We start from the raw sequence: 26563 nt of genomic DNA, 5'->3' as shown, positions 1-26563 counted from the left end.
TGCTGGGCGCTATGTTGGGCAAGGCTCGAGGCAATGGGATGAGGGACACCGAGGCGGTAACGCGTGTCGGCGTCACGGTGACCTTCCTTCGCATGACGGAGCGCCAGCCGGGCCCTCATCCCGTGCTTCCCGCCAATGCCCAGGTTCGTCGGGTTCGCTTTCCCACGAACGACGAATACCGCGTTTTGCAGATGAAGGTCGGCCACCCTCACCTCTGGTGGCTGAGGCGTGTCATGCCCGACGCGGAACTCGCGTCGGTTCTCCGCAACCCGCAGGTGGCGGTTCACGTCCTCTATCTCGATGGCGAAGAGGCCGGCTTCTATGAATTGGACGCCACGTCTTGGCCCTACATTAATCTGAACTACTTTGGGTTGATGCCTCACGCCATCGGCCGCGGTCTCGGCGCTGCATTCCTGCAACATGCCATCGCCAATGCCTGGTCGGGTCCGATCCGAGGCATGACTGTCAACACGTGCACGGCCGATCATCCGCGTGCCCTGCCAGCCTACGAACGCGCCGGCTTTCGCCGTATCCGCGCGATCAAGGAGGTCTGGAGCATCCCGCATCACCTGGGCTTTACTATCCCCGACCATCTGAAAGTCTGACGGTCCTGATGCGAACGGCGACGCCGGTGCTGCCTCCATGACCGTGACGTTCTTTATCCCCGGTGATTTTCCGCCGACGACCGGCGCTATCGTCTTCGACACGCAACTCGCCGAACAGCTCCGTAGCCTCGGGCAGGATGTGACGATGGCGCCCGTTGCCGGCGCCCACCCGGGGCCCGACGCAGCGGCGCGGGCCTCGGCCCGGGAGTTGTGGCGCGCCCATCGGGGTCGGAGGCCCGATGATCTACCGGTGATAGACGGCTTCTGCCTCTACGCCTTCGACGGGCTGGAGGAGCACCTGCAGAGGGCCGGCGCCGTCGGGATGGTGCATCACCTGATGTCTCTCGAACCACAACTGTCCGAGGCTGAGCGCGACTGTTTCGCGGCTATCGAGCGGCGGGTTCTTCCTCGGCTTGCCCGGATCGTGGTGCCGAGCGAGACCACCCGCAGCGATGTGCTGGCGGCGCTGGCCGTGCCACCGAAGGCGGTCGACGTGGTCACACCGGGCATTGCACAGGCGGCCCGCAGCATAGGCTCCGGCGGCCGCATATGCCGCCTGCTCGCTATTGGCAGCCTTATCCCCCGCAAGGGCCACGACACCGTCCTGCGCGCGTTGGCGGGACTTCCCGACCTCGACTGGATGCTGACGATCTGTGGCGACGGCGGGATCGACCCGGCTCATGCGGCAGCGCTTCAGTCGCTGGTGGAGGAGACCGGTCTTGCCGATCGTGTCGTCTTCGCTGGCGCTTGTGCTCCGGACCAACTGGAGGCGCTTTGGCGAAACGCCGACATCTTCGTCTCCGGCAGTCGCTTTGAAGGCTACGGGATGGCGGTTGCGGAGGCCGTGCGCCGGGGCCTCCCCCTCGCCGTCACCAAAGGAGCTGCGGCTCCCGAGGTCATCCCCAACGAGGGGAGCGTGATCGTCGACAGCGGCGACTTCGTGCAACTTTCGAAGGGGCTGAGGCGTCTCGTTTTCAGCCTCCCGTTGCGGCAGGCGCTCGCTGAAGCGGCATGGCAAGCGGGCCGTGCCTTCCCGACTTGGGCCGAGCAGGGAACACGCTTCGCCAAGCTCCTTACGGCCAGTTAAGAAACGCTCTTAGATAGATATCGGCGACGGAGAGCCGGTCGCCGATGATTAGCCAACCAGCCGAAGAGGCAGCACGCATGGCGACGGCGCCGTGCCGCCGCATACGTGCTGCCGAAGCCGCAACTACTCGTTGTCGGAACCGTCTTCGTGCTCGTCAGCCTCGCCGTCGTCGCTGTCGATGACGGGCATGCTCTCCTGCTTCGGCTTGCGCGGGCGTCGCGTCTTAGGCTTGCTTTCCTCGTGGAATGAAGCCGAGGTTTCCACCATTGGCTCCTGCACGTCGTCGATCACGGGCATGGCCGCGGACCGGCGGCCGCGGGTGACCGTCTTCTTTGCAACCGCAGACTTACGGGCGGTTGCCGGTGTCCGTGTCGCCGGTTTACGAGCGGGAGCTGCCTTCCGTGTCGTGCCAGTCGAACGCGTGGTCGCGGGCGTCTTCCGTGTGCTCGCCGGCGACTTGCGGGCGGACGCGGCCGTCGTCTTGCGGGCAGCGGTCGCGGTCTTGCGTGGCGTCGACATCTTGCGTGCGGCTGCTGCAGGCTTGCGCGCAGCGGCGACAGGCTTGCGTGCGGTCGCCGTCTTGCGAGCCGTACTCGTCGCTGGCTTGCGCGTGGCGGCAGTTTTGCGAGCCGTCGTCGTCGTTTTCGCAGCAGCGCGCTTGGTCGTGGGAGCGGCCTTGCGCGATGTGGCGGTGCGTGATGTTGCGGAGCGCGCCGCAGGCTTGCGGGACGCCACAGTTTTCGTCGCCGTGCCGCGCCGGCTGGCGGTCGCCGTAGACTTCGTGGCTGCCGGCTTGCGTGCAGTGGTCGTTTTCTTTGCCGCAGCCCGTGCCGGTGTCTTGACGGGCTTCGCTGCAGCCTTCGTGGTCTTGGAAGCGGGCTTTGTCGCGGTCTTCCGCGTGCTGCTGGCTTTCGTCGCGGTAGCGCCACGTTTAGCCGGTGCGCGGCGCGTTGACGCCCTGACTGCCATCGCCTGGGCGCGCGGGGTAGACCCCGTCTCGCCCGTGTTGTCCTTGCTCACAGCATCACTCCTTCTGTCTCGTTGATGTGTTGGTCATTCACCGACCGGGCGTTTCGGCCGGTCGTCGGCACTCTTCTTCTCTCGACAGTGGCGTGCATCGCTCCGGCAACCAGGCCCGCCAACAAAACGTCTCACCGCTGCAGACAATGATCGCCCCGAGATTTCTTTCCCGGGCACCTCTCCCGTGGAACGCACCTGAGGGTTTGCATCTTCTTGATGCGGCACCACCGGATAGTCGTAACCCCTCTGCCTCGCCGACCGTGCAACCGACGCGACGCGCGGAGCCGGACAGCATCCCGCTATCTCAAGTCTCAAATCGAACTGTCAAGAAAAAGGCGCTGCGATCACTCTCGTTTGTGCATTTTTATTTCGAGCGGGTAGTAGGTTCCACCGCCGCGCGCTGATGAGACGCGTCAACGCACACCACCTTGATCTACAGATTCGATGCGCCCGTCAGGTAGATCCTGAAATTACCTGAGCCCGCGCGGTCGGCCGGCGGGTGCACCTCGGCGCATGCGTCGCTGTTTATGAAAAACGGGCGTTTCAGGCTGCTGCCCGATAACTCTGTCGTGTGCATGCGGTCATGTTGCCCCGGAAGCATGTTGTAGAACCCGAGTCGCAAGAGCCGCCCGGCCGGCGCTGCTTCCTTCGGGCTCCGACTTCTTCTAGAACAGCGTCTGTTCCAGGAACAAATGCTGCCCCGGGACGACCTGCCAGGTTTGCGAGTGTGGTTCGGGCCAACGATCTGCCGCTAACATTCATGGGCGACGACACGATGTCAGTAATCAGCCGCGCGATTTCAGAGCGACCGGACGGTGCGCAGGCCATGCGCGCCTGGCCGGTATCCGGCTCGACTGTTGCCGTGCGCCACGGCAAGGCTCGCTGCTTGCTGCCCTGCGGGGAGGAACTCTTGTTCAAGGGCCGTTCCAGGCTGACAAGGATTGTCATGGAGCTGCGTGGCAATACCGATGACGGCCGATAATCTGCCCGTCCCGCACCTGTCGCGGGTCCTTCTGCACGATAGTTCGCCCGGTGATCTGCCGCCGATGATCGAGGCCGATCGCGCGCAGGCGGTTCTCGATCTGGAGCACGGCAACTTCTTCGCCCCACGCGGAGCGGGGCTTGGTCCCTTCGTATTGACGCTCTCCGTGCGCGACGGGCGGCTGCTGTTCGACATTCGCGACGAGGCTATGCAGCCGATCACACTGATCGGGCTGGCGCTCGGGCCATTGAGGCGTCTCATCAAAGACTACGTTATGATGCTGGATAGCTATGCCACGGCGGTTCAGGACGGGCGTGAGGCTCGAATTCAGGCGATCGATATGGGCCGGCGCGGCCTTCACAATGAGGGAGCGGCCCTTGTCGCCGCAAGGCTGGAGAGCAAAGTCGAAATCGACCTCGCGACCGCGCGGCGGCTTTTCACGCTCATTGCGGTGCTTCATCACCGCGTCACATCCCAGTCAGCATAGAGTTAGCGCGCCATGAAAATCGACGGTGTCCCCTATCGCAGCATCTGGCTGGATGAGGACGGCTGGGCCGTCCACATCATCGACCAGACCAGAATTCCCTGGTCGTTAAGCATCCTCCGGATAGCAACCGCAGAGGAGATGGCGACTGCAATCCGCACGATGCAGGTGCGGGGCGCGCCGCTGATCGGCGCTGCTGCGGCCTATGGGCTTTGCCTTGCGCTGAGACCGATCCCTCCACGGATGCGATGGAGCGGGACGCAGCGATGCTCGGCGCCACACGTCCGACGGCCGTCAATCTGCAATGGGCGCTCGACCGCATGCTGACCCGGCTGCGCAACACACGCGTTCCTGATCGGGTGGCAGTCGCCTATGACGAAGCGGCTAAGATCGCGGACGAGGATGTCGCTCAGAACGAAGCGATCGGACGCTTTGGCCTCGACCTCATCCGCGCCGCGCAGAAGCCGGGCAAGCCGGTGAACGTTCTGACGCATTGCAATGCCGGCTGGATCGCGACGGTTGATTGGGGCACTGCTCTGGCGCCGATCTATATGGCTCATGACGCAGGCATCGATATCCATGTCTGGGTGGATGAGACGCGGCCGCGGAACCAGGGCGCATCGCTCACCGCCTGGGAACTTGGCAGCCATGGGGTTCCGCACACGGTCATTGCCGACAACGCCGGCGGTCACCTGATGCAGCACGGCGATGTCGATCTCGTCATCGTCGGCGCCGACCGCGTGACGCGCGCTGGGGACGCGGCAAACAAGATCGGCACCTACCTCAAGGCTCTGGCGGCACGGGACAACGGCGTGCCCTTCTGGGTGGCGCTCCCGTCTACCACCATAGACTGGACCATCACCGACGGCGTGGCGGAAATTCCAATCGAGGAGCGGTCCGCCACGGAGGTCACTTTGATGACCGGTCAAACCGCCGACGGGTCGATGGCGACCATTCAGGTGACGCCACCTGGCAGCAGTGCCGCGAACCCTGCGTTCGACGTAACTCCGGCGCGGCTCGTCACCGGCCTTATCACCGAGCGAGGGCGCTGCGATGCCTCGCCCGCCGGGTTGCTCTCGATCTTTCCCGAGCGTGCCTGAGTTCCGCGACTTGAGCCGCCTCAGGCTTGTTCGGCGCTGGCTAGGAACGTTTCTCTGCACGTCCGCCCTCGCCGCCTGTGCCGGCGTAACGAAAACGCACCCGTCCGCTTCAGTGTCAGCGCCTTCGGTCGCCGCCTGCACGGCTCAGGTCGATGATGCGCAGGAGCCGCCTTTCGTTCGTAGCTGCTACGGCGTCTTCAGTCGGGCCGCCGCGGTTGCGCTCGCGATGGGCGAATGGCGAGCCTGGGGTCAGGTCGTGTACGACGGCAACCCGGCGGACGACGCGCCCGCCGACCCCGATGCGAAGGCGGAACGGAAACCAGGTTTCTGGCAGCGGGTCGGCCTTTACTGGTGGCTTGGGATGGACGAAAGCAATCCGACATCGGGATGGACCGGCGAGCATGATGCCTCGGGCAACATCTTCGCCGCTGAGGATGACGGTGACTACGCCTGGTCCGCAGCCTTTATCTCTTTCGTCATGCGGATGGCGGGCGCCGGCCCCGCCTTCCCTTACTCGGAGTCACACAGCGTCTATATCGACGCGGCGATTGCCGAGACGCAGGATCACCTTGGCCAGTACGGTATCCAGGCGGAGCCGCCGGATGCTTACGCGCCTGCCGTCGGCGATCTTATCTGTTACGGGCGGAACGGCGCGTCGACGTTGACCTACGCCGAGCTTCCGGCCGGGCGCTTCACCGGCCATTGCGGCCTCGTGGTCGACCGGCAGCCAGGGCAGATCAGCATCGTCGGCGGCAACGTCCAAGATGCCGTTGCCCTGACGCATGTGCCGGTCACGGGTCAAGGTATGCTCGCCGCGCCTGACGGCACTGTGGTCGACACGCGCTACCCCTGGCTCGTCGTCATCCGTGTCGCGTACAACGACTAGCGCAGACGCTTCAGATCGGCTGCCTCTCGCTCTCTGCCCAGCGCGCCATCAGCGTGTTGCTCGGCAGCGTTTTGTCGGCGACCTTGCGCGCCGTTTCGGCGCCCGCGACCGGCAGGCCCGCAGGATCGAGCAGTCCGACCTGAACCAGCACCGAGGCCTGGTCCCAGTATATGTGTTCGTGCACCAGCTTATCGTCCTCGAACTGGATGATGGCGACGGCGGGAACATCCACGGCGCGACCGGTGGGCGGCACGCCCGGCAGCAGCCAGTCGATCTCGGTCGTATGGGTAAAGTGCATGATGAACTCGTCGACGATGCGGGCGTCGCCGACGGTCCGGCTGATCGAGGTCAGGCGGAAGTTCGGCGGATTGCCCTCGACGAAATGGTATTTATAGAAGCGCTTGAGCTGGTCGTGGCCAACGCCGCCGGTCATTGTCGGGATGTGGTTGACGTAAGGTTGATCGACCATCGTGGCCATTGTGGCATCGACATCGCGGGTCTCGAACTCGTAGCGGCAATGGGCCTCCCACAAGGCCACCAGATCGGGTTTCGTCATCTCAACGCCTCTCGCTCAACGCTGCCGCCACGGCAGCCCGGCTGCCTTCCAGCCCGATACGGTGCCTCTGTGGCCGTCCTGGTCAGGCGGTCCCTCGAAGCCCTCAGCGACGTTGTAGACGCTCGCAAAACCTGCCGCCGCCGCCGCCTGAGCCGCTGCCAGGCTGCGCGCTCCGCTGCGGCAGATGAAGTAGACCGGGGTCTCGGGTGAGAGCCCCGCCTGCCGCAGATGATCGACGAAGGCGCCGTTCCGCTGCATGCTTGGGTAGACCTGCCAGGGGATGAGCACCGGCTCCCGCCCAAGCGCCTGGAGGTCCGGCAGACCGACAAAGTTCCATTCGGCGTCCGTCCGCACATCGCATAGCTGCGCAGCCGGGTCGGCCTCCAGAGCCTCCCAAACCTTGTCGGCCTCCACGTCTTCGATCATCTCTTTTCTCCACGGCTTTGAACCGCCTCAGAAGGCCGCTTATGAGGCCGGAAGGCAAGCGTAAGGATAAGTCCATGCAGACGGATGGTGGTGCGGCAGACGAGGCGGGCTTGGCGGGTGTCGTCGATGGGCTTGCGGGCTCGATCGGAAACACGCCTCTCATTCACCTCAAGCGTGCATCGGAGGCGACAGGGTGCACCATTCTCGGCAAGGCGGAATTCATGAATCCGGGCGGCTCGGTTAAGGACCGTGCCGGGCTCGCGATCATTCAGGACGCTGAGAAACGCGGTGCCCTCAAGCCCGGCGGCGCCATTGTCGAGGGCACGGCCGGCAATACCGGCATCGGCATCACGCTGGTTGCGAACGCGCGTGGATACCGTTCGATCGTGGTGATGCCGGAGACGCAAAGCCAGGAAAAGATCGACTTCCTGCGCATGATCGGCGCCGATCTTCGCCTGGTGCCGGCGAAGCCCTACCGGGATCCCGGCAACTATGTGCATGTGGCGCGGCGGCTGGCCGAGGAGCTCGGCGCTGTCTATGCGAACCAGTTCGACAACCTGGCCAATCGCGCCGGTCACGCGGCCACGACGGGGCCGGAAATCTGGGCGCAGACCGGCGGCCGGATCGATGCCTTCACCTGCGCCTGCGGCACTGGCGGCACGCTGGCCGGCGTTTCCGATGCATTGAAGGCCCGTCGACCCGGGGTGCGCATCGTGCTCGCCGATCCGAACGGCAGCGGGCTCTACGGCTGGGTCAAGTCGAACGACCTGAGCGTCGAGGGAAGCTCGATCACCGAAGGGATCGGCCAGGGTCGTGTGCCGGGCAATCTTGCGGGCGCCGCCATCGACGATGCGGTCCGCATCCCCGATGCGGAGGCTTTGGAGCAGGTATTCGGCCTGCTGCAGCACGAGGGGCTGTCGGTCGGCGGCTCCGCCGGCATCAACGTGGCGGCGGCGATCCGCGTTGCCCGCATGATGGGGCCCGGGCATGTCATCGCGACGATCCTGTGCGATAGCGGAGCCCGCTATCAATCTAAGCTGTTCAACCCCATCTTCCTGAAAGAGAAGGGTTTGCCCGTGCCACCCTGGCTGAGCTGACCCGTCCCTCATCCGCAGCAGAAGCTGCCATCGTACAGACCGGAGTTGTGATGCCGAGACCAGCGGCGCTGGACATCGCTAAGGAGCCCGGTGAGGGTCCGGGAAAAGCCAGAGGCGAACTCGGCAAGGCGCTTGGGATCAAAGTCGGCGAGCCCGAGCCCGCGGGTCGTGACGGCGATCATGAGATGCCGCTGCCGCGCAACTGGAACACGGTCTTCCTTGGCATCCTGACGATGATCGCGGTGCTCACCTGCCTTTATGTTGCGCGCAACATCGTCCTGCCGGTGGTGCTGGCGCTCGTGCTCAAGCTGCTGTTCCAGCCGCTGGTGAAGCTGCTGGAGCGGATCCACATCCCCAAGATCGGCGGCGCACTAGTTTCGCTCTTGCTGCTGCTCGGCGTTTTCGTGGGGCTAGGGGCGTTGCTCTCCAGCCCGGCCTCGCGCTGGGCAGAGCAGTTGCCGCAAGCCTGGCCGATGCTGCAGCAGCGCTTCGCCGTGTTGCAGAAGCCGATCGCCCATCTCGAACATGTACTCGACAGCATGGGCGTGCATCTCAATGGCGGCGACTCTTTCCTGTCCCATCCCGTCAGCATGGTCACCGACGTGTTCAGCGGCACGGGCACTGTCGCCTCGAACCTGCTCGAGACGCTGCTTGTACTTTTCTATCTTCTGGTCTTCGGCGAAACCTTCCTGCGCCGTCTGGTGGAAGTTCTGCCGCGCTTCGACGACAAGCGCGAGGCCGTCGAGATCTCGATGCATATGGAGCGCGATCTCTCCGCCTACTTGCTGACGATCACCATCATCAACGCGATCGTCGGCTGTGCGACGGCACTCGTCATGTGGGTGTGCGGCGTCCCCGGCCCCATCCTGTGGGGCGTCGTCGCCTTCTGCCTCAACTTCGTTCCCATCCTCGGCCCGTTTTTCGGCATCCTCATGTTCCTGGCCGTCGGCATCGTGACCGATGGCTTCGCCTGGATCGCCATTCTGCCAGCCTGTCTCTACTTCGGCATCCACGTGGCCGAAGGCGAAATCTTCACGCCGATGCTGCTGGCGAGCCGTTTCACCATCAACCCGGTCGCGGTGATGCTCTCGCTGATCTTCTGGTACTGGATGTGGGGAGTGGCCGGCGCCATTCTGGCGGTGCCGATGCTGGCGATCGTGAAGATCATCTTCGACCGGTTGCGGCCGTTCCGCGCTTTTGGACACCTTCTCGAAGGGTAACGGCCTGTTGGTTGACCCGGCATTCGACGTTGTTGTCATCGGCGCCGGCGCCGCTGGGCTGATGTGCGCGATGACGGCCGGGCGGCGCGGCCGGCGGGTGCTGCTGCTCGACCATGGCGAGGAGCCAGGCGCCAAGATACTCATCTCCGGCGGTGGCCGCTGCAACTTCACAAACCGGGAGACGCCGGCTTCGCGCTTCCTCTCGGCCAACTCCCATTTCGCAAAATCAGCCCTCAGCCGCTACGAGCCCGCCGACTTCATTGCACTGCTCGATAGCCACGGCATTACCTGGCACGAGAAATCCTTGGGGCAGCTGTTTTGCGACGGCTCGGCGCGGCAGGTGGTGTCCATGCTCGTCGGTGAGTGCCTGTCGGCGGGCGTGGACTTGCGGATGGCGCATCGCATCACCGGTGTGCGCCATGACGGGGGGTTCCATGTTGAGACCGATCACGGCCCGGTCTCGGCTCCCGCTCTCGTCATCGCCACTGGTGGCCTGTCGATCCCGAAGATGGGTGCCACAGGCTTCGCCTATGACGTGGCGCGGCAGTTTAGCCTGGCCATCGTGCCGCCAGAGCCTGCCCTGGTGCCGCTCACCTTCGCGGAGCCTGCGGTCAGCATGATGCGCGCGCTTTCAGGCACCGCTTGCGAGGTCGTCGCGACGGTAGGGCGGACGGCATTCCGCGAGGCGCTGCTGTTCACCCATCGCGGCCTTTCCGGTCCGGCGGTTCTCCAGGCTTCGAGCTACCTGACGGCCGGGGACGAACTGACACTCGATCTTCTGCCCGGGCAGGATGCGCTGCCCTGGCTGCTGACGCGCAAGCGCGAGCGTCCCCGGATCGCGTTGCGGACCGCCTTGGCCGAGGTTCTGCCCCAGCGCCTGGCGCAGGCCTTGGCGCCCGAAGAGGATGCGCCGCCGATCGGCGGCCTGGCAGACCGCGCACTGGCCGCGATGGCGGAGCGGCTGAAGCGTTGGCGGCTCACGCCGTCAGGCACCGAGGGTTATGCCAAGGCGGAGGTCACACGGGGCGGCATCGACACGCGGGCACTGTCATCGCGGACCCTCGAGGTGCGGAGCGTTCCCGGCCTCTATTTCATCGGAGAGGCGGTGGACGTCACGGGATGGTTGGGCGGCTACAATTTCCAGTGGGCATGGGCGAGCGGCTTTGCGGCGGGAGAAGCCATCTGATACGGCGTCACCACGCTGACAGCGCCTCCAGCAGGTCGCGCTTGACCTCCGGACTTGCGAACGACGCCTCAATTGATGTCTTTGCGACCGTCCGCAGAACATCATCGTTCCAGCCGAACGTCCCTGCGACGCGGGCATATTCTTCGACGAGCGTCGTCTCCAACAGCTCCGGATCGTCGGTACCGACCGATACCGGGATGCCATGCTGCCGCAGCCGCTCAATCGGATGCTCCTCGTAGCGAGGATAAATCCCGAGCCGGACATTGCTCGTCGGTGTGATGTCGAGCGGAATGCCGAGGTCGCGGATCTCGTCCATCAGCGCCCTGTCCTCGGCTGCACGTACGCCGTGGTCGATGCGTTCCGCCCCCAGCAGGTGAATGGCGTCCCGGACGCCGTCGGGCCCGCTCGACTCTCCCGCGTGGACGGTGCGACGGAAACCGGCCGCCCCTGCCCGCCGGAAGGTATCCGCAAACCGTGGCCCTGTGCGTCCCGCCGCGGCCTCGTTCCCGTCGATCGACAGGGCGACCACTCTGGGGCTGCGGAGCGCGATCATCATGTCGAGAAGCTCGGCCGCCTCATCGGCCGATTGCTGGCGGAGCAGGCTGAGGCACAGCCCGACCGGCGGCAGGTCGTCCCGCTCGGCGGCGGTAAAGCCCCGGTCGAGTGCCGCGATCATCTCCGGCAGGCGGTGACGCCACGCGGGCCAGTGGGTCGGGTTGATGATCGCGTCGGCGTAGCCCGCACCATTGTCCGACAGCCGGCAGCAGAAGGAATAGGCCATCGCCTCCACCTGCGCCTCCGTGTGGACGAGGCCGCAACTCCAGTCGAGGAAACCCAGGAATTCGACGAGGTTCTTGAAGGTGAAGAGATCCTCGGGTGGACGCGGCAGCGGCTCTCCCGCTGCCTGCGCCAGGCCGGCAATCTGCTCCCGCGAAAAGCAGCCTTCGAGATGAACATGTATCTCCGCCTTCGGAAGGGCCCGCAGGCGCTGCCGGTCAGCGGAAGCCTGGGTCATCCGGGAAAGCCGCCCGCAAAGGCGAACTCGCCGATCGGCTTGCGCGGGCTTGGAGTTTCCCGCCCCTGAAGAGTTTCGGGCAGGATCGACTTGTCGCCCAGCCGGCCGACCGACGCCGCCGCTTCCACACGATAGCCTGCGGGGAGGTTCAGCTCCGTGAAGGCGCGCGGGATATCGAAGCCGACCATCCCATGCGCATGCCATCCGAGCTTCGCGCCCTGCAACGCGAAATACGCCCAGGCGGACCCGCAATCGAGCGAATGGCTGTGTGAAGGTACTGGCTTCTCGGCGCCGGGCGGCAGCATCAGCGAGTTCGAGGCGATGATGACCAGCGCCCCCGCCCGCTTTGCCCAGCTCTGGTTGAACTCGTTCAGCAGGCCCAGGAACTTCCCCCAGTCCGGCGAACTGCGGCGAGCGTAGAGGAACGTCCAGGGCTGAGAATTATAGGAAGACGGCGCCCAGCGCGCGGCCTCGAACATCGAAAAGAGATCGGCTTCGGGGATTTCTTCCTCATTATAGGCCCGCGGTGACCAGCGCTCGAGGAAAAGGGATTCGATCTCGTGGTCGGCGGTCCGGGAATTGGCGCTCGTCGTCATGATCATTCCTCTTCAGTGCTTCGTGCCAGCGTTCCGCAGAGCTTCCGCCTCTGCGTAGAACTTCTTCTCCCATTGGGAGTGATTGTCCGCGCCCTCCTTGATGAAGGGCGTGAAGATCGCGATTCTCAGCAGCAGAGCGTTGATCAGGTTGGCCGGGAACCGCAGCGGCTTGTTGAAGTCTACGAACAGCACCACCCGGGTTTCATCGGAGTGGTTCCACGCCTCATGCTCGAACGCATCGTCGAAGATGAGCGCGCGGCCTTCCTGCCAGTGGCAGATCTGTTGGTCGACGCGGATGGCGATGCGATCCGGATGGTTCGGCACCTTGAGGCCGAGATGCAGACGCAGCACACCGTTATAGGGCCCGCGATGCGCCGGCAAATGCTTGCCCGGCTCGAAGATCGAGAACATCGCCGTCTGCAGACCGGGGATTTTCTGCACGATGCGCCACGTTTCCGGGCACAGCGCGGTGTTGTTGGCTGAGGTGTGGCCGTAACCCGTCAGGAAGAACGTCTTCCAGCCGGCGTCGGTGCTGATGGTCGAGACGTCGGTGGAGATGTCGTGGAAGCTCGGGAGGTCTTCCTTGCGGATAAGCACGCGGTCGAGTTCGGTGCGGATGAGCTGCCACTCCCGTTCGATCTCCCGCGCCCAGGGGAAGGTGGCGAGGTCGTAAATCGGCGGGTTGCCGAACCTGGCGGAGCGAAGGTTCAGCCGCTCGATCCACGAGACGACGCGCATCACAGAGCGCGTCGTGAAACTTGGCCGGCCCATGGGCTTGATGCCGGGGGTCTCGAATGTCTGGTTGGCGGCGTAGCTGTCTGCCAAGCCTTGGTCGGTGTCGTCCGCTATCGGCGAGGTGTTTGTAGTCATGTCCATGCTTCGATCTCCGCAGGCGGGATGGCCTAACATGGCCTCCCACCGTGCGTGATACGACAGCCGTTAGGGTTTTGGCGAGGCTTCGTAAAGGATTGGAGCCCCTACTCCCTTTGCTGTCAGTATCCTCTTGCGACCGGCTTCGATTGCTTCCCCTGGTTTGTCGCCGTCCTGAACGCCGCCACCTCCTCCTGCCCGAAGCTCCGCAGAATGGAGATGTCGCTCGACGGAATGACGAGGTCGAACCCGTCGCTGAGCAGTTTTTGCCAGTTCCGCCCGGCGCTCGGCACTGTTCCCACGGTTTTGCCGGCGGCATGGGCGACTGCCATCACCTCGTCGGTCATCGCTTCCACCTCGGGGTGATCGAGGTCAAGGATGTGCCCGCTATCCGCCGCCAGGTCATTACGGCCAACGAAGAGCATGTCGACGCCATCCACCTCCGCAATCTCCTTCGCGCGCCTCACGCCTTCGACCGTCTCGATCTGACAGATGACCACAGTATGATCGTCGACAGTCTCCACATAGGCATCGTCCATGCCGTAATCGGCGCCGCGCACGATGCCGATCGCCAGCCCTCGGACGCCCTTTGGCGGGTAGCGGCAGGCCTGAACAACGGCACGCGCGGCCTCGGGCGTCTCGACCATCGGCACCATGATGCCGTCAACGCCCTGATCCATCAAGGTCCTGATAGTGATCGCGTCATTGGTGGGCACGCGCACGAAAGAGGACGCCCCAGTGCCTCGCACAGCCCTCATCACATTGGCCGCGTCAGGTATTGTGCCCAGGCCGTGCTCGAGATCGATGAGCACGAAGTCATAGCCACCGAGCCCCATCATCTCGCCGACGACCGGATTGACAAGCTGAAGCCAGCAACCGAGCAGCTTCTTCTTCGCGTCGAGCGACGCCTTGGCGGTATTAGGTTTCACCCGGCAGGCTCCTCGCTTTGGTAAGAGAAGCGCTTCTTTTTGAGAAAAGAAGCAAAAACTTTCCGTCCGTCAGAGCCAGATGACCGCCACAGTCGCCTTCGCGACGGCCTTAGGAGCAGCCGCTCGTCGCGCCGCACGTCACGCATTTGAGGCAGGTGCCGTTCCGCACCATCGTGAAGTTGCCGCACTCCGGGCAGCTGTCGCCCTCATAGCCCTTCACCTTCGCCTCCCGGATGCGGCTCATCCGATCCTCGCCGGGAGCCACCGCCTGAGCCATCAGCCCGGACGGCGCGCCCATCGTGCCGCGCACGAACCCGCGGCTCACCCCACGCTGGATATCCGCCAGCACCGAGCGCGCCTGCTCCGCCGTCTCGCTTCCTGGACGCGGGAGATTGGCCTCAGAGGCCCCGTTACCGATGGTGTCCGGCATGAGGTCCGCCGGATCGACATGCGCCAGGTCGTTTCGGGCCAAATACGAAATCGCCAGTTCGCGGAAGATGTAGTCGATGATCGAGGTCGCCATGCGGATGGCCTCGTTCCCTTGCACCATCCCGGCAGGCTCGAAGCGTGTGAAGGTGAAGGCCTCCACAAACTCCTCCAGCGGCACGCCGTATTGCAGCCCGATCGAAATCGCGATGGCGAAGTTGTTCATCAGGGAGCGGAAGGCCGAACCTTCCTTGTGCATGTCGATGAAAACCTCGGCGAGGCTGCCGTCATCGTACTCGCCCGTCCGCAGATAGACCTTGTGGCCACCGACCGACGCCTTCTGCGTATAGCCCTTGCGACGATCCGGCAGGCGGCGGCGCTCGGCGCGATGGATGACGCGCTCCACGATGCGCTCGGCCATCATGACCGCCTGAGCGGTTGCCGGCTGGCCCACCAGGACCTCGTCCTCCTCCTCGTCCTCGATGAGTTGCGAGGACAGCGGCTGGCTGAGCTTCGAACCATCGCGATAAAGCGCATTGGCCTTCAGCCCCAGCCGCCAGGACAGCAGATACGCCTGCTTGCAGTCCTCAACCGTCGCTGAATTGGGCATGTTGATGGTCTTGGAGATGGCGCCCGAGATGAACGGCTGTGACGCCGCCATCATCCGGATGTGGCTTTCCGCGGAAAGGAACCGAACGCCGATCCGCCCGCAGGGGTTGGCGCAGTCGAACACCGGCAGGTGCGCGGGGTCGATCGCCGGGGCGCCCTCCAAAGTCATCGCGCCGCAAACATACGTGTTCGCGGCTTCGATCTGAGCCCGGGTGAAGCCCAGCGCCGTCAACAGGTCGAAACGCGGGCGCTCGATCTCGGCGGAGGTGAAGCCCAGCGCACCCGTCAGGAAGTCCTCGCCCAGCGTCCACTTGTTGAAGACGAACTTGATGTCGAAGGCACTGGCAAGCGCGCCCTCGACCTTCGCGATGTCGGCGGAGCCGAAACCCTTGGCGATCAGCGCCTGATGGCTGACGCCGGGAGAGCCCACGAGCGTGCCATGCCCGACCGCGTAGCGGATGATGCGGTCGACCTGCGCCGGGTTATAGCCGAGCGTCTTCAACGCTTCCGGGACGATGCGGTTGATGATCTTGAAGTAGCCGCCGCCCGCCAGCTTCTTGAACTTCACGAGCGCGAAGTCGGGCTCGATGCCGGTGGTGTCGCAATCCATGACGAGGCCGATGGTGCCGGTCGGCGCGACAACACTCACCTGCGCGTTGCGATAGCCATGAGCCTCGCCCATCGCCAGCGCCTCATTCCATACGTCCGCCACGGCACCGGCGAGTCCCGCATCGGGGCATTGCGCGCGGATGAACGGCACTGGTGCGACCGTCAGCTCCTCATACGGCTCGGACCCACCCATCGCAGCCCGGCGATGGTTGCGGATCACGCGCAGCATCGGTTCGCGATTGGCCGCGAAGCCGGGGAACGGCCCCAGTTGCGCCGCCATCTCCGCCGACGTGCGATAGGCGACGCCGGTCATCACGGCGCTGACAGCCGCCGCGATCGAGCGCCCTTCATCGCTGTCGTAGGGCAGCCCGGCCGCCATCAGCAGGCCGCCGAGATTGGCATAGCCCAGCCCGAGAGTACGGTAGTCATAGGACAGGCGTGCGATCTCACGCGACGGGAACTGCGCCATCAGCACCGAGATTTCGAGCACCACGGTCCAGATGCGCGTGCAATGCGTGAACAGCGCGGTCTCGAAGTGGCCGTCGTCCCGGCGGAAGGCGAGCAGGTTAAGGGACGCCAGATTGCAGGCCGTGTCGTCGAGGAACATGTATTCCGAGCAGGGGTTGGACGCGTTGATGCGTCCACCTGCCGGGCAGGTGTGCCACTCGTTGATGGTGGTGTCGTACTGCACGCCGGGATCGGCGGAGGCCCAGGCGGCCGCGCCAATCTTGTCCCAGAGCGCCCGTGCCGGCAGCGTCTTGTGCACACGTCCGTCCGTGCGGCGGATGAGATCCCAGGCGCCGTCGTCGAGCACACGCTGGACGAACTCGTTGGTCAGCCGAACGGAGTTGTTCGAGTTCTGGCCGGCGACGGTGAGGTAGGCCTCGCTGTCCCAGTCGGTGTCGTAGGTGCGGAAATTGAAGCTCTCCTCACCGTTCTTCGCGGCGTCGATGGCGCGGCGGACGTAGTTCTCGGGGATCGCGCAATCGCGGGCACGGCGGACGGCGGCCTTCAGCGCTGGGTTGCGCGCCACGTCGTAGGCGGCCTCGCCGAGGTCGGGAGCGGCCTCCCGGCAAGCGGCCATCACCGCATCCAGCTGCCGCTTCGTCATCTTGGAACCCGCGACCAGCGCCGCGACCTTCTGCTCCTCGATGACCTTCCAGTCGACATAGGCCTCGATATCCGGATGATCGACATCGACCGAGACCATCTTCGCGGCGCGACGTGTCGTGCCGCCCGACTTGATGGCGCCCGCCGCGCGGTCTCCGATCTTGAGGAAGCTCATCAGGCCCGACGAACGCCCGCCGCCCGAGAGCTTCTCGCCGTCGCCACGCAGCTTAGAGAAGTTGGAGCCGGTTCCCGAGCCGTATTTGAACAGCCGCGCCTCGCGCACCCAAAGATCCATGATGCCGCCCTCGTTCACGAGGTCGTCGGCGACGGACTGGATGAAGCAGGCGTGCGGTTGCGGGTGCTCATAGGCGCTGGTGGATTCGACCACTTTGCGGGTCGCCGGATCGACGTAGAAATGACCCTGTGCCGGGCCGTCGATGCCATAGGCCCAGTGCAGGCCGGTGTTGAACCATTGCGGCGAGTTCGGCGCCACCATCTGGCGGGCGAGCATGAAGCAGAGTTCGTCGCGGAACGCGCGGGCGTCGGCCTCGCTATCGAAGTAGCCGCCCTTCCAGCCCCAGTAGGTCCAGGTGCCGGCCATCCGGTCGAAGACCTGCTTGGCCGTGGTTTCACCGACCGACCGCTCTGCTTCCGGCATGGCGTCCAGCGCTTGCCGGTCAGCTACATGGCGGCGCAGCCAAGCGGGCACGCCTGGCTCATCGACCGGCTTCAGCGCTGCCGGGATGCCGGCCTTCCGGAAATACTTTTGCGCGAGGATGTCGCAAGCGACCTGCGACCAAGGTTTCGGCACCTCGATATCTGCAAGGCGAAAGATGACCGAACCATCAGGATTACGAATTTCGCTCGTGGCGCGGACGAACTCGATGTCGCCGTAGCGACCTTCGGCATCGGTAGTCAGTTCCCGCTCAAAGCGCATGCGATGGTCCTCGTTCAAGCCGTTTGGCGTGGCAGTCGGCCCACAGGGACCAAACCGATAACCAAATCTAGTGGGTGGCACTCCCCGCCGCAACAAGATGTTGCTGTTGACAGGGTGGCGACGCTCGCGCAGCTCTTGCCGGCCGGTCAGAAGTTACGCCGAAGCTGGACCTGAGGAGAACACGAATCGCCTCCTCGCCGACTTCATGCCGAGGTGCTTCTGGGACCATAGCGCGGCACCCGCCCCGACTCGTGCCCCCGCCAATATCGTTCAGGCTTCGGGCTCTATCGGGCGTCCTTGACGCAGCCGCCGCATCGCGGGCCGTGACGCGCATGGCGGACATGCGGCATCTGCGGGACAACCCGCAGATGCCGCTTCTCAGATGGATGATCAGTGGCGCTCGATGAGCTCGATCTTGTAGCCGTCCGGATCTTCGATGAACGCGATCACCGTGGTGCCGAACTTCACCGGCCCCGGCTCGCGGGAGATCTTGGCGCCCGCGGCACGCAGCTTCTCGCAGGTGGCGTAGATGTCGGACACCCCGAGGGCGAGGTGGCCGAACGCCGTCCCCATTTCGTAATGGTTCACCCCATAGTTGTAGGTGAGTTCGAGGACCGTGTTCGTGCTCTCGTCGCCGTAACCGAGGAACACAAGGGTATATTCGCCGTCGGGAACATCCGCGCGGCGAATTTCGGACATCCCGAGGTTCTCGGAATAGAAGCGGATGCTGCGCTCCAGATCGCCGACGCGCAGCATGGTATGCAGATACTTGAAGTCCTGGCTCGCGCTCATGGCAGTTGCTCCTTTTGCGGATTTCGATGTCTGGTGGCTTGTGTGAAATGGTGCGCTCGGGCGAGGGCACAGCCGCAAGATGATGCCATCGGCACCGCCTGCCAAGTCGGGTGGCGCGCCGTGCAGGCCCACGCGCAAGTTTACGACAGTGCGTCCGGGCCCAGGCCGATGATGAAGAAGCCGGCTCCATCCGCGGCTGCGATCATGGCGTCGCGGTCCATGATGATCGTGCCGCCGCCTTCGAACGCCAGGCCGCGCAAACCGGCGGCGACCGCGCCGCGCACCGTTTGCGCGCCGATGGTCGGCAGATCGGCCCGGCGGTCCTGTCCCGGTTTGACCAGCTTGACGAGAACACCCCCCGGTCCGGGCCAGGCCAGCGGACCGCAGCGCGACAGCATGGCGTCCGTGCCCTCCACCGCCTCGACCGCCAGCACGATACCGGCCTGCACAACGCAGCCCTGTCCTACATCCGCGGAACCCAGAGCCCGGCATACCGCGATGCCTCGTGCGATGTCCGCCTGCGCCTGTTCATCCGGCGCGATTCTGGTCAGCAGCCCGGAGCGTCCGACCAGGCCGCCCAGTACCTCATGCGCGCCAAGGACCCGAAATCCTTCCTCGCCGAGCACGCGGATCACCGCTTTCAGCAGCCCGTCGTCGCCGCCGAATGCGGCGCGGCCGATCCGTGCGACCAGCCGCATCCCGTCGGCATCGGGTCGCAGGTCGCGGAACGACGGCCGCTTGACCGGCCCGACGAGCACGAGGTCGCGGCAGCCTTTCTCGCGAAGCACGGAGAGCATGCGGGCAGCGGCGCCCATTCGCATGAACGCGTGGGGAAAGGGCGCAAGCAGCGCGGGCTCCGCATGGCCTTCGAGGCCGACGATGAACACGTCTCGTCCCGCCGCCTGGGCCGCACGCGCCACATGGGCCGGAAGCAGCCCGCTCCCCGCGATGATGCCGAGTGTCGCCGTCACGGCGGAAAGTCAGGCCGCGTCGTCGGTCTCGACCGCGCGGCTGTTCCGCCGGATCAGACCGCGCTTGCTCGGCGCCTCGATGAAAGCGAGGATTTCGGCGACGATGGGGTCGTTGCCGTAGCGCATCCGTGTCTCGGCCAGCCGGGCAGCGAACACACCCTCATGACGGAACATCAGGCGGAAGGCGGCCCGCAGCGTGCGGATGCCTGCGGGCTCCACCCCCCGGCGGCGCAACCCGATGATGTTCAGTCCGGTCAGCCGGGCGCGGTTGCCCATCACCAGGCCGAACGGGATCACATCGGCCTCGACGCCGGACACGCCGCCCACCATGGCGCCGCGTCCGATGCGAACGAATTGATGCAGCGCCGCGCTGCCCCCGATCACCGCTCCATCATCGATGGTGACATGGCCGCCCATCACGACGTTGTTCGCGATGATGACGCCGTCGCCGAGCGTGCAGTCGTGCGCCACATGGACCACCGCCATCAGCAGGCATTTCGCCCCGACGCGCGTCACGCCGCTGCCCGTCGTCGTGCCGCGGTGGATCGTGCAGTGCTCGCGGATTTGGGTGCCGGTGCCGATCTCGCAGCGGGTCGGCTCCCCGCGATACTTCAGATCCTGCGGCGGCAGGCCGACGCTCGCGAATGGGTAGAGGGTCGAGCCGGCGCCGATGCGCGTATGCCCATCGACCACGACATGCGAAATGAGACGAACGCCGTCTTCCAGCACCGCATCGGCGCCGACATGGCACCAGGGACCGATCTCGACCCCTTGCCCGATGAAGGCCCCTTCCTCGACGATTGCCGCCGGGTGGATGCCGGTCACGATCCTACGCGATCCATGATCATTGCCGCATAGGTGGCTTCCGCCACGGAGGCGCCGTCCACTCGCGCGATCGCATGAAACTTCCAGACGTTCCCGCGATGACGCAGCTTCACAACATGCACCTGAACCTGGTCGCCGGGTATGACCGGACGGCGGAACTTCGCGCTCTCGACTGACATGAAGTAGACGACCTTGCCGCGGGCGTGGTCGCCGAGCGTCTCCACCACAAGCACGGCCGCGGTCTGGGCCATGCTCTCGATGATCAGAACGCCGGGCATCACCGGGTGACCCGGGAAATGGCCTTGGAAAAATGCCTCGTTGATCGACACGTTTTTAATGCCGATGGCGGAAACATTCTTGACGAGGTCGACGACCCGGTCGATCAGAAGGAAGGGGTAGCGGTGCGGGATCGCCCGCATGATGCCGGCGATGTCGACTGCCAGCTTCTCGTGGGTCTCATCCGTCAAGGTGTGCCCGTGATCCGTCTCTGCATCCATCAGCCCTGGCCTGCGTCCGTCTCATGTTTGGCCGCTTGGTCCCGCCGCATCATCCGGCGCAGGAACGCGACCTGCCGAAAAAACTCGCGAACGGGCTCAGCGGGGCTTCCAACCACTGATGCGCGGGGCGCGACATCCGTCATCACGCCGGCCTGCGCTCCTATCCGCGCGCCTTGCCCGATGTGGAGGTGTCCTGTCAGCCCTGCCTGTCCGGCGACCATGACGTAATCGCCCAATGTCGTGGATCCGGAGATGCCCGCCTGGGAGACGATCACGCAGCACCGACCAAGCCGCACGTTATGGGCGATCTGCACCGCATTGTCGAGCCGCGAGCCAGCGCCGATCACGGTGTCCTGCGCCGAACCACGGTCGATCATGCAGTTGGCGCCGATTTCCACATCGTCTTCGATGACCACCCGGCCGAGTTGCGGCACCGTGACGAAACCGGTCGGCGTCGGTGTCGGATCGAAACCAAAGCCATCCTGGCCCAACCGGGCGCCCGGCAAAATGTATACGCGCTCGCCGATGAGGCTGTGGCTGATCGAGACGTGCGAGCCGATCCGGCTGTCCGCACCGATGACCACCCCTTCACCGATGGACACAAGCGGGCCGATGCGGCAACGCGGGCCGATCTCGGCCCTTGCTCCCACGACCGAAAGCGGTCCGATCTCCACGTCCGCCGCGACGCGCGCCGAGGGCTCGACGACGGCCGTCGGATGGATACCGGGGTTCAGCGCCGGCCGCGGGTGGAACAGGGCTGCCACCTGTGCCCATGCAAGAACCGGCCGATCCGATACCAAGGCGAGGGTTCCGGAGGGAACGAGGTGTGCAAGCTTCGGCTCCAGAAGCACGGCACCCGCTGTCGTCTCCGCCAGAGCCGCGCTGTACTGGCGGTTGGTGAGGAAACTGATCTGCTGCGGACCTGCTGTCTGCAGAGGGGCCACGCCGTTGAAAACACGCTCCCCCGGCAGGCCTGCGGCGGACTGGCCGATCGCCTCGGCGACCTGGCTGAGCGTGAAGGGGCCCGCACGCTCGAAAAAGCGCGGGTCCCCTGCGACGGGGTTCATCAAGGCTTACTGTCCCTGCTGACCCTGCTGACCTTGCTGACCCTGCTGTTGCTGCTGCGCCTGAAGCGACGCCGCGGTGACATTGGCGAAAGCTGCATCCGGCGGAACGGTGACCGACGGCAGCACCTGGTTGAGCTGCTTCGTCACCTCATCAGTGATGTCGAAGTTGTTCATGTTCAGCGCGACCTGAGCGCGATGGAGAACGAGGTTCATGCCGCGGCTTGTCGCTACCTGGCGGATGACCGCGATCAGCGTCCGCTCGATCTGGCCAAGCGCCACCTGGGCGGCTGCCTGAATGCGGGCTTCCTGGTTGCGGAAGGCCAGCTGGTCGCTGGCGATCCGGCTCTGCAGCTGCATCTCCCGTGCCCGAAGCTCATCGGGGGCCAGGTGCGCCCGCGGGTCGGCCAGCGCCTCCTGGGTTCGCCGCCAAAGCTCCTGTTCCCTCTGTGCCTCCGCCGTCAGCGCCGACCGACGCTTCTGGATCTCCTTGTCGACGCCTTGGGCGGCGGTCGAGGCCTGCAATACGTCGGGCACGCCAATGACGCCGATGATCGGCGCCGGCGGCGGATTTTCGTGGATCAGCGGCGGCAGGCTGGGGATTGGTGCATTGGCCTGGGCCTCCGCCGCAGCCTCAGCCGCGGGCTCAGGCTTGGGCGTCGCCGGAATAGGCGGCCCGAGATCGGGCAGACGAACGCTGTGGCGAACGGCATGCCCTTCCGAGGGCGCCCGTTGTTGCGCGCCGCCGCCTGACTGGCTGGGCAGGAACCATCCCGGCTGGCTGCTTTGTGCGTGAGCGGCCAGTGGGGAGAGGATGAGCACCGTCGCGGCTGCGGCGATGGAGCGGGAGATGTGTCGCAAGGGCGATGTAACCTTGTACCGGAGCCGGATTGATTCAGAAGCTTGTGCCGAAGCCAAACCGGAAAATCTGGGTTTGGTCATCGGTGTATTTGACGATCGGGTCGGCGAGGTCGATGTTGATGAGACCGAACGGCGTGTTCCACGAGAAGCCGACACCCACCGATACACGCGGCCCATGGTAGTTGTACACTGGGCCGAATTCGTCCTGAACCCCGAAGAGGGTTCCGACATCGGTGAAGACGCGGCCTGAAAGCCCGATATCCGGGGAGATCGGCAGCGGGAAGTGCAGCTCCGCGGTGCCGGTGACGATGGTGTTGCCACCGAGGCTGTCGCCTGTTGCCACGTCGTGCGGGCCGGCGCCGCCCTCCTGGAAGCCGCGCATGTTCTCGCCGCCGAGGAAGAAGTTGTCGATGATGTAGTTCATGCCGCCGTACCGGTAGAGGTAGCCGGCGCCGGCGCGCAACGCGATGCTCCAATTGTGGTCGCCGCTGAAATAGTCGAGCGGAATGTAGTATCCCGCGTCGACCTTGAAGCGGACATAGTCGGAATTCCCTCCCAAACCCGCGACATCCGTCCCGAGGCGCAGGATATAGCCACTGTGCGGGTCGAGCGTGCTGTCCCGATGGTCGAGGGTGATGGTCTGCCCGACCTGCGAGAGCAGCGACCAGCCGGACTCGTTCTTCACGTAAAGGCTCGCATCCGACTGCACGTCGAAGACATCGCGATCCACCAGCGAGTAGTTGATCGTTTGCGACAGGAAATTGTTGAAGGCGTAGCCGGTGCGGATGGTAAAGCCCGTCCGGCTCTCCTCATACTGCGAGATGTCGAGGTTGTTGTTCGTGGTATCGAACAGCTCGCCGCCCAGCAGCAGGTTGCGGTCGAGGAAGTAGGGATCGGTCACGGACAGGTCGACCTGGCTCGCCCGCTGCGCCAGAACGCCGGTGATGCCGGCATCGATACCCGTGCCGATCAGGTTCTTCTCGTTGAGGCCGAGGTCGATGAGCGCGCCGTCATCGGTCGAATAGCCGCCGCCGATGGTAAAGGAGCCGGTCGCTTCTTCCTGCACGTTCGTCGTGAGGACGATCTTGTCAGGCGCCGATCCGGGCTCCGTGTTCATGTCGACGTTCTTAAAGTACTGCAGCTCCTGCAGGCGCTGTCTCGACTGCTTTATCGCCTCCGCGTTGAACGCGTCGCCTTCGGCCAGCTGGAATTCGCGCCGGATCACCTTGTCCTCGGTGCGGCTGTTGCCGGTGATCTCGATGCGCTCGACGAAGACGCGCGGTCCTTCGGTGATGTCGAAGGTCAGGTCGACGACATGCTGTCCGCGGGCGTTGATCCGTTTCGTCTGGATCGGCGTCACTTGGACGAACGCGAAGCCGCGCCCCTGGACGTCGCGGCTGATCGCCTGGACCGTCTGGGTGATCGCGTCGCCGTTGTACCAGTCTCCCCGCGCAAGCTGCAGGTCGTCGTTCAAACTCGCGCCATCCAGATGGCGAAGATGCGAGACGATGGCGACATTACCAACGCGGTAGCGCGGGCCTTCTTTCAGGACGAAGGTCAGATAGAAAGAGGAGCGATCGGGCGCCAGCTCGGCCTCTGTGTTGAGCAGCTGGAAATCCGGGTATCCGCTGCGCAGGTAGAAGCGGCGCAGTAGATCCTGGTCGAGCCCTACACGGCTTGGATCGTAGGAGTCGCTGCTCGACAAGAAGCGCCACCAGGCGCTCTGACGGCTGCTGATGACATCGCGCAACGTGCCTTCGCTATAATGTTCGTTGCCGACAAAGGTGATGCGGCTGATGAACGTCGCCTTGCCATCATGGATCTTGAAGACGAGGTTCACACGGTTTTCGGGCAGCTGGATGATCTGCGGAACGACCGTCGTGGAGTAATACCCTTTCCGCGCGTAAGCATCGAGGATCGCCTGCCGGTCGGCCTCTGCCGCTTCGGGCGTGTAGACGGAGTTCGGACGAGCCGACACGATGGCCTGTAGGTCCTTGTTCACGATCTCGTGGTTGCCCTCGAACGCAACCTGCGCGATGACCGGATTCTCGCTTACCTGGACGAGTAGATTATTGCCGACACGCGTGATCGACACATTCTTAAAGAGGCCGGTCGCATATAGCGTCTTGAGGCTCTGGTCGATCAGCTTCTGGTCGAACTGATCCCCAGGCGACAAAAGCATGTATGACTCGATCGTCCCGGCTTCGATGCGATGGTTGCCGCGAACAATGATCCCCTGGACCGTGTTGCCGGATGGTATGGGCGTGGAACCGCCGTTCGCGGGACGATGGTGGTGGCGCGTCAGCGCCTGAGACGAGGCTGCACCGGGGACGAGCGCGGGCAGAAGGCAGGCTGTTGCGAGCAGCGCAGCACGAGTGCGAAGCAAAGAACGCGTCTCCCTTAGTTCCGGCACGGGGCCGATCAGCAGAGCCGGGCCGGTGGCCAAGCAGGCAGAAAGTCCAGCGGCCGAAGATCGGGCGCGCCGCCGGAAGCATTACGCCGCGGCAGGCGACGTTTATGACGCTTTGTAGCCCTTTGATAGACCAACAAAACCTGCGCGACAGGAACGGACCCTTCCGCCGGTTTTGCCCTATCTCAGGGATCGATGTCGCGGCAAGGGCTTTCTCACCGGCTTGTTACCGGCACTTCCTTACGTCATCCGACGTGTTGCGTCACCCAGCGAACAAACCCCAGCTGGTTCACGTCATTCCACGTCGCAAACACAAACAGACACAGCAGCAGCGCGAAGCCGGCGCGGAAACCGTATTCCTGCGTTCGTGCCGAAATCGGCCGTCCGCGGATCGCCTCCGCGAGATAGAATAGGAGGTGCCCGCCGTCGAGCACGGGAATCGGAAAGAGGTTGATCAGGCCGAGGTTGACCGAGAGCACGGCAATGAACGAAACGAGGCTGGCTATTCCGAGCGCCGCCACCTGGCCAGAGAGGGAGGCAATGCGTAGCGGACCGCCCAACTCGTTGAGCCCGGTCCGGTGGGCGACGATCTGCCACAGGCCGTTCAGGGTCTCGCGGCCGACCGTCCAGGTTTCGTTCATCCCCTGAACCACGGCACCAGCCGGTCCAAGGCGTTCGAAGGTCGGTGCGCCTTCCATGATGCCGAGAACGCCTCGCGTCCCCCCATGACCGTCTGACGTGCTGCCGATCTTCAGGCGCAGCAGGATCGCGTCGTGCCCGCGAAGAACGGTGAGCGGTACATCCTTGCCGGGGTTGGGTGCGACCTGCTGCTGCACCTCAGCGAAGGTCTTGACCGGCACCCCGGCAATGCTCTCGATCAGGTCGCCTGGCTTGAGGTTGGCGCTGGCGGCGACCGTATTCGGCATGATGCGGCCGATGACCGGCTCGGGCACCGGCTTCCCAACCGTCATGAACAGCCCGATGAAAAGCACCGCCGCCAGCACAAAATTGGCGACCGGTCCGGCTGCGATGACGATCATGCGGGACCAGACCGACTTCTCGTGAAAGGTGCGCCCGTTCTGCCAGGCCGCCCGTTCCTCGGCCGTCGCATCCTGCGGACGTTCCTGCCCATGCAGCTTCACGTACCCGCCGAGGGGAATCCAGGCGAGCTTCCAAACGGTGCCCCGCCGGTCGGTCCACCGCGCCAGGGACTGGCCGAACCCGATCGAGAAGGTTTCCACATGCACGCCGCGCCAGCGCGCGGCCAGGTAATGGCCCATCTCATGAACGAAGACGAGGACACCGAGAACGACGGCGAAGGAAACGAGGGTGCGAAGCAGGTCGATAAGGTCGTGCATAAATCCGGCTTCTATCGGTTTGGCCGGGCCACCGC

Annotated in this window: 24 protein-coding genes and 1 pseudogene; 9 read left to right on the top strand and 16 right to left on the bottom strand. The window is 64.7% G+C overall.

Annotated features, from left to right (window positions below):
- The first annotated feature begins 38 nt into the window (after positions 1–38).
- On the top strand, positions 39–605 hold the full coding sequence (locus ACOEQ1_RS00690; protein WP_419757320.1) for a GNAT family N-acetyltransferase: 567 nt from the start codon (positions 39–41) through the stop codon (positions 603–605).
- A 37-nt stretch (positions 606–642) separates the two neighbouring features.
- Positions 643–1692 carry a glycosyltransferase family 4 protein gene (locus tag ACOEQ1_RS00685; RefSeq protein WP_419757319.1) on the top strand — a complete coding sequence of 350 codons (1050 nt, stop codon included), beginning with the start codon at positions 643–645 and terminating at the stop codon, positions 1690–1692.
- A gap of 123 nt (positions 1693–1815) precedes the next feature.
- Here ACOEQ1_RS00685 and ACOEQ1_RS00680 read toward each other — a convergent pair whose 3' ends face one another.
- Positions 1816–1989: a hypothetical protein gene (locus tag ACOEQ1_RS00680; protein ID WP_419757318.1), complete on the bottom strand. Its 174-nt coding sequence runs from the start codon at positions 1987–1989 to the stop codon at positions 1816–1818.
- On the opposite strand from ACOEQ1_RS00680, the gene ACOEQ1_RS00675 reads away from it, so the two are divergent.
- The 4 genes and pseudogenes from ACOEQ1_RS00675 (at position 1988) to ACOEQ1_RS00660 (ending at position 6164) form a co-directional block, all read left to right on the top strand.
- A complete protein-coding gene (locus tag ACOEQ1_RS00675) occupies positions 1988–2737 on the top strand; it encodes a hypothetical protein (protein ID WP_419757317.1) in 750 nt (249 codons plus the stop codon). The genes ACOEQ1_RS00680 and ACOEQ1_RS00675 overlap by 2 nt on opposite strands.
- A gap of 943 nt (positions 2738–3680) precedes the next feature.
- Positions 3681–4181 carry a UPF0262 family protein gene (locus ACOEQ1_RS00670; RefSeq protein WP_419757316.1) on the top strand — a complete coding sequence of 167 codons (501 nt, stop codon included), beginning with the start codon at positions 3681–3683 and terminating at the stop codon, positions 4179–4181.
- A 12-nt stretch (positions 4182–4193) separates the two neighbouring features.
- Positions 4194–5278: pseudogene (gene mtnA, locus ACOEQ1_RS00665) on the top strand (S-methyl-5-thioribose-1-phosphate isomerase).
- Positions 5279–5390: 112 nt separating this feature from the next.
- Entirely contained in the window at positions 5391–6164 is a 774-nt protein-coding gene (locus tag ACOEQ1_RS00660) for a DUF2272 domain-containing protein (protein WP_419757315.1), read from the top strand.
- 10 nt (positions 6165–6174) lie between these two features.
- Here ACOEQ1_RS00660 and ACOEQ1_RS00655 read toward each other — a convergent pair whose 3' ends face one another.
- Positions 6175–6720 carry an ester cyclase gene (locus tag ACOEQ1_RS00655; RefSeq protein WP_419757314.1) on the bottom strand — a complete coding sequence of 182 codons (546 nt, stop codon included), beginning with the start codon at positions 6718–6720 and terminating at the stop codon, positions 6175–6177.
- Between the two features lie 15 nt (positions 6721–6735).
- Positions 6736–7146, bottom strand: a complete 411-nt coding sequence (locus tag ACOEQ1_RS00650; protein ID WP_419757313.1) for a rhodanese-like domain-containing protein — start codon at positions 7144–7146, stop codon at positions 6736–6738.
- Between the two features lie 74 nt (positions 7147–7220).
- Here ACOEQ1_RS00650 and ACOEQ1_RS00645 point away from each other — a divergent pair, with 74 nt between their 5' ends.
- The 3 genes from ACOEQ1_RS00645 to ACOEQ1_RS00635 are packed head-to-tail and all read left to right on the top strand — an operon-like array spanning position 7221 to position 10649.
- The gene (locus ACOEQ1_RS00645; RefSeq protein WP_419757312.1) at positions 7221–8243 is read left to right on the top strand and encodes a cysteine synthase A; all 1023 of its coding nucleotides are present in this window, start codon (positions 7221–7223) and stop codon (positions 8241–8243) included.
- A 50-nt stretch (positions 8244–8293) separates the two neighbouring features.
- The gene (locus ACOEQ1_RS00640) at positions 8294–9463 is read left to right on the top strand and encodes an AI-2E family transporter (RefSeq protein ID WP_419757311.1); all 1170 of its coding nucleotides are present in this window, start codon (positions 8294–8296) and stop codon (positions 9461–9463) included.
- A 7-nt stretch (positions 9464–9470) separates the two neighbouring features.
- Complete coding sequence (locus ACOEQ1_RS00635) at positions 9471–10649, top strand: NAD(P)/FAD-dependent oxidoreductase (RefSeq protein ID WP_419757310.1); 1179 nt, start codon at positions 9471–9473, stop codon at positions 10647–10649.
- A gap of 7 nt (positions 10650–10656) precedes the next feature.
- Here ACOEQ1_RS00635 and add read toward each other — a convergent pair whose 3' ends face one another.
- The 13 genes from add to rseP form a co-directional block, all read right to left on the bottom strand.
- Positions 10657–11664, bottom strand: a complete 1008-nt coding sequence (add, locus tag ACOEQ1_RS00630) for an adenosine deaminase (RefSeq protein ID WP_419757309.1) — start codon at positions 11662–11664, stop codon at positions 10657–10659.
- Positions 11661–12260, bottom strand: coding sequence for a nitroreductase family protein (locus ACOEQ1_RS00625; RefSeq protein ID WP_419757308.1), 600 nt, complete (start codon positions 12258–12260; stop codon positions 11661–11663). The genes add and ACOEQ1_RS00625 overlap by 4 nt, the downstream gene beginning before the upstream one ends.
- Before the next feature lie 12 nt (positions 12261–12272).
- The gene (locus tag ACOEQ1_RS00620) at positions 12273–13136 is read right to left on the bottom strand and encodes an aspartyl/asparaginyl beta-hydroxylase domain-containing protein (RefSeq protein WP_419757307.1); all 864 of its coding nucleotides are present in this window, start codon (positions 13134–13136) and stop codon (positions 12273–12275) included.
- Positions 13137–13252: 116 nt separating this feature from the next.
- Positions 13253–14059, bottom strand: a complete 807-nt coding sequence (locus ACOEQ1_RS00615; protein ID WP_419757306.1) for an HpcH/HpaI aldolase family protein — start codon at positions 14057–14059, stop codon at positions 13253–13255.
- A 109-nt stretch (positions 14060–14168) separates the two neighbouring features.
- Positions 14169–17750, bottom strand: coding sequence for a vitamin B12-dependent ribonucleotide reductase (locus ACOEQ1_RS00610; RefSeq protein ID WP_419757305.1), 3582 nt, complete (start codon positions 17748–17750; stop codon positions 14169–14171).
- A 390-nt stretch (positions 17751–18140) separates the two neighbouring features.
- Positions 18141–18542 carry a lactoylglutathione lyase gene (gene gloA, locus ACOEQ1_RS00605; protein ID WP_419757304.1) on the bottom strand — a complete coding sequence of 134 codons (402 nt, stop codon included), beginning with the start codon at positions 18540–18542 and terminating at the stop codon, positions 18141–18143.
- A 140-nt stretch (positions 18543–18682) separates the two neighbouring features.
- Positions 18683–19513 (bottom strand): LpxI family protein, encoded by an 831-nt coding sequence (locus tag ACOEQ1_RS00600; protein WP_419757303.1) that lies wholly within the window; start codon positions 19511–19513, stop codon positions 18683–18685.
- Between the two features lie 9 nt (positions 19514–19522).
- Positions 19523–20338, bottom strand: a complete 816-nt coding sequence (lpxA, locus tag ACOEQ1_RS00595) for an acyl-ACP--UDP-N-acetylglucosamine O-acyltransferase (protein ID WP_419757302.1) — start codon at positions 20336–20338, stop codon at positions 19523–19525.
- Positions 20335–20835 (bottom strand): 3-hydroxyacyl-ACP dehydratase FabZ, encoded by a 501-nt coding sequence (gene fabZ / locus ACOEQ1_RS00590; RefSeq protein ID WP_419757301.1) that lies wholly within the window; start codon positions 20833–20835, stop codon positions 20335–20337. Before fabZ ends, lpxA begins: the two co-directional genes overlap by 4 nt.
- Entirely contained in the window at positions 20835–21902 is a 1068-nt protein-coding gene (gene lpxD / locus ACOEQ1_RS00585) for a UDP-3-O-(3-hydroxymyristoyl)glucosamine N-acyltransferase (protein ID WP_419757300.1), read from the bottom strand. Before lpxD ends, fabZ begins: the two co-directional genes overlap by 1 nt.
- Positions 21903–21908: 6 nt before the next feature.
- Complete coding sequence (locus ACOEQ1_RS00580) at positions 21909–22760, bottom strand: OmpH family outer membrane protein (RefSeq protein WP_419757299.1); 852 nt, start codon at positions 22758–22760, stop codon at positions 21909–21911.
- A gap of 34 nt (positions 22761–22794) precedes the next feature.
- Entirely contained in the window at positions 22795–25146 is a 2352-nt protein-coding gene (gene bamA, locus ACOEQ1_RS00575; RefSeq protein WP_419757298.1) for an outer membrane protein assembly factor BamA, read from the bottom strand.
- A 269-nt stretch (positions 25147–25415) separates the two neighbouring features.
- The gene (rseP, locus tag ACOEQ1_RS00570) at positions 25416–26528 is read right to left on the bottom strand and encodes an RIP metalloprotease RseP (protein ID WP_419757297.1); all 1113 of its coding nucleotides are present in this window, start codon (positions 26526–26528) and stop codon (positions 25416–25418) included.
- Between the last annotated feature and the right edge of the window lie 35 nt (positions 26529–26563).

Origin of the sequence: Acidisoma sp., assembly GCF_965199065.1 — a bacterium.
Lineage (GTDB): Bacteria > Pseudomonadota > Alphaproteobacteria > Acetobacterales > Acetobacteraceae > Acidisoma.
Note: the sequence above shows the minus strand (reverse complement) of the source record. Positions and strands in the feature narration are given on the sequence as shown.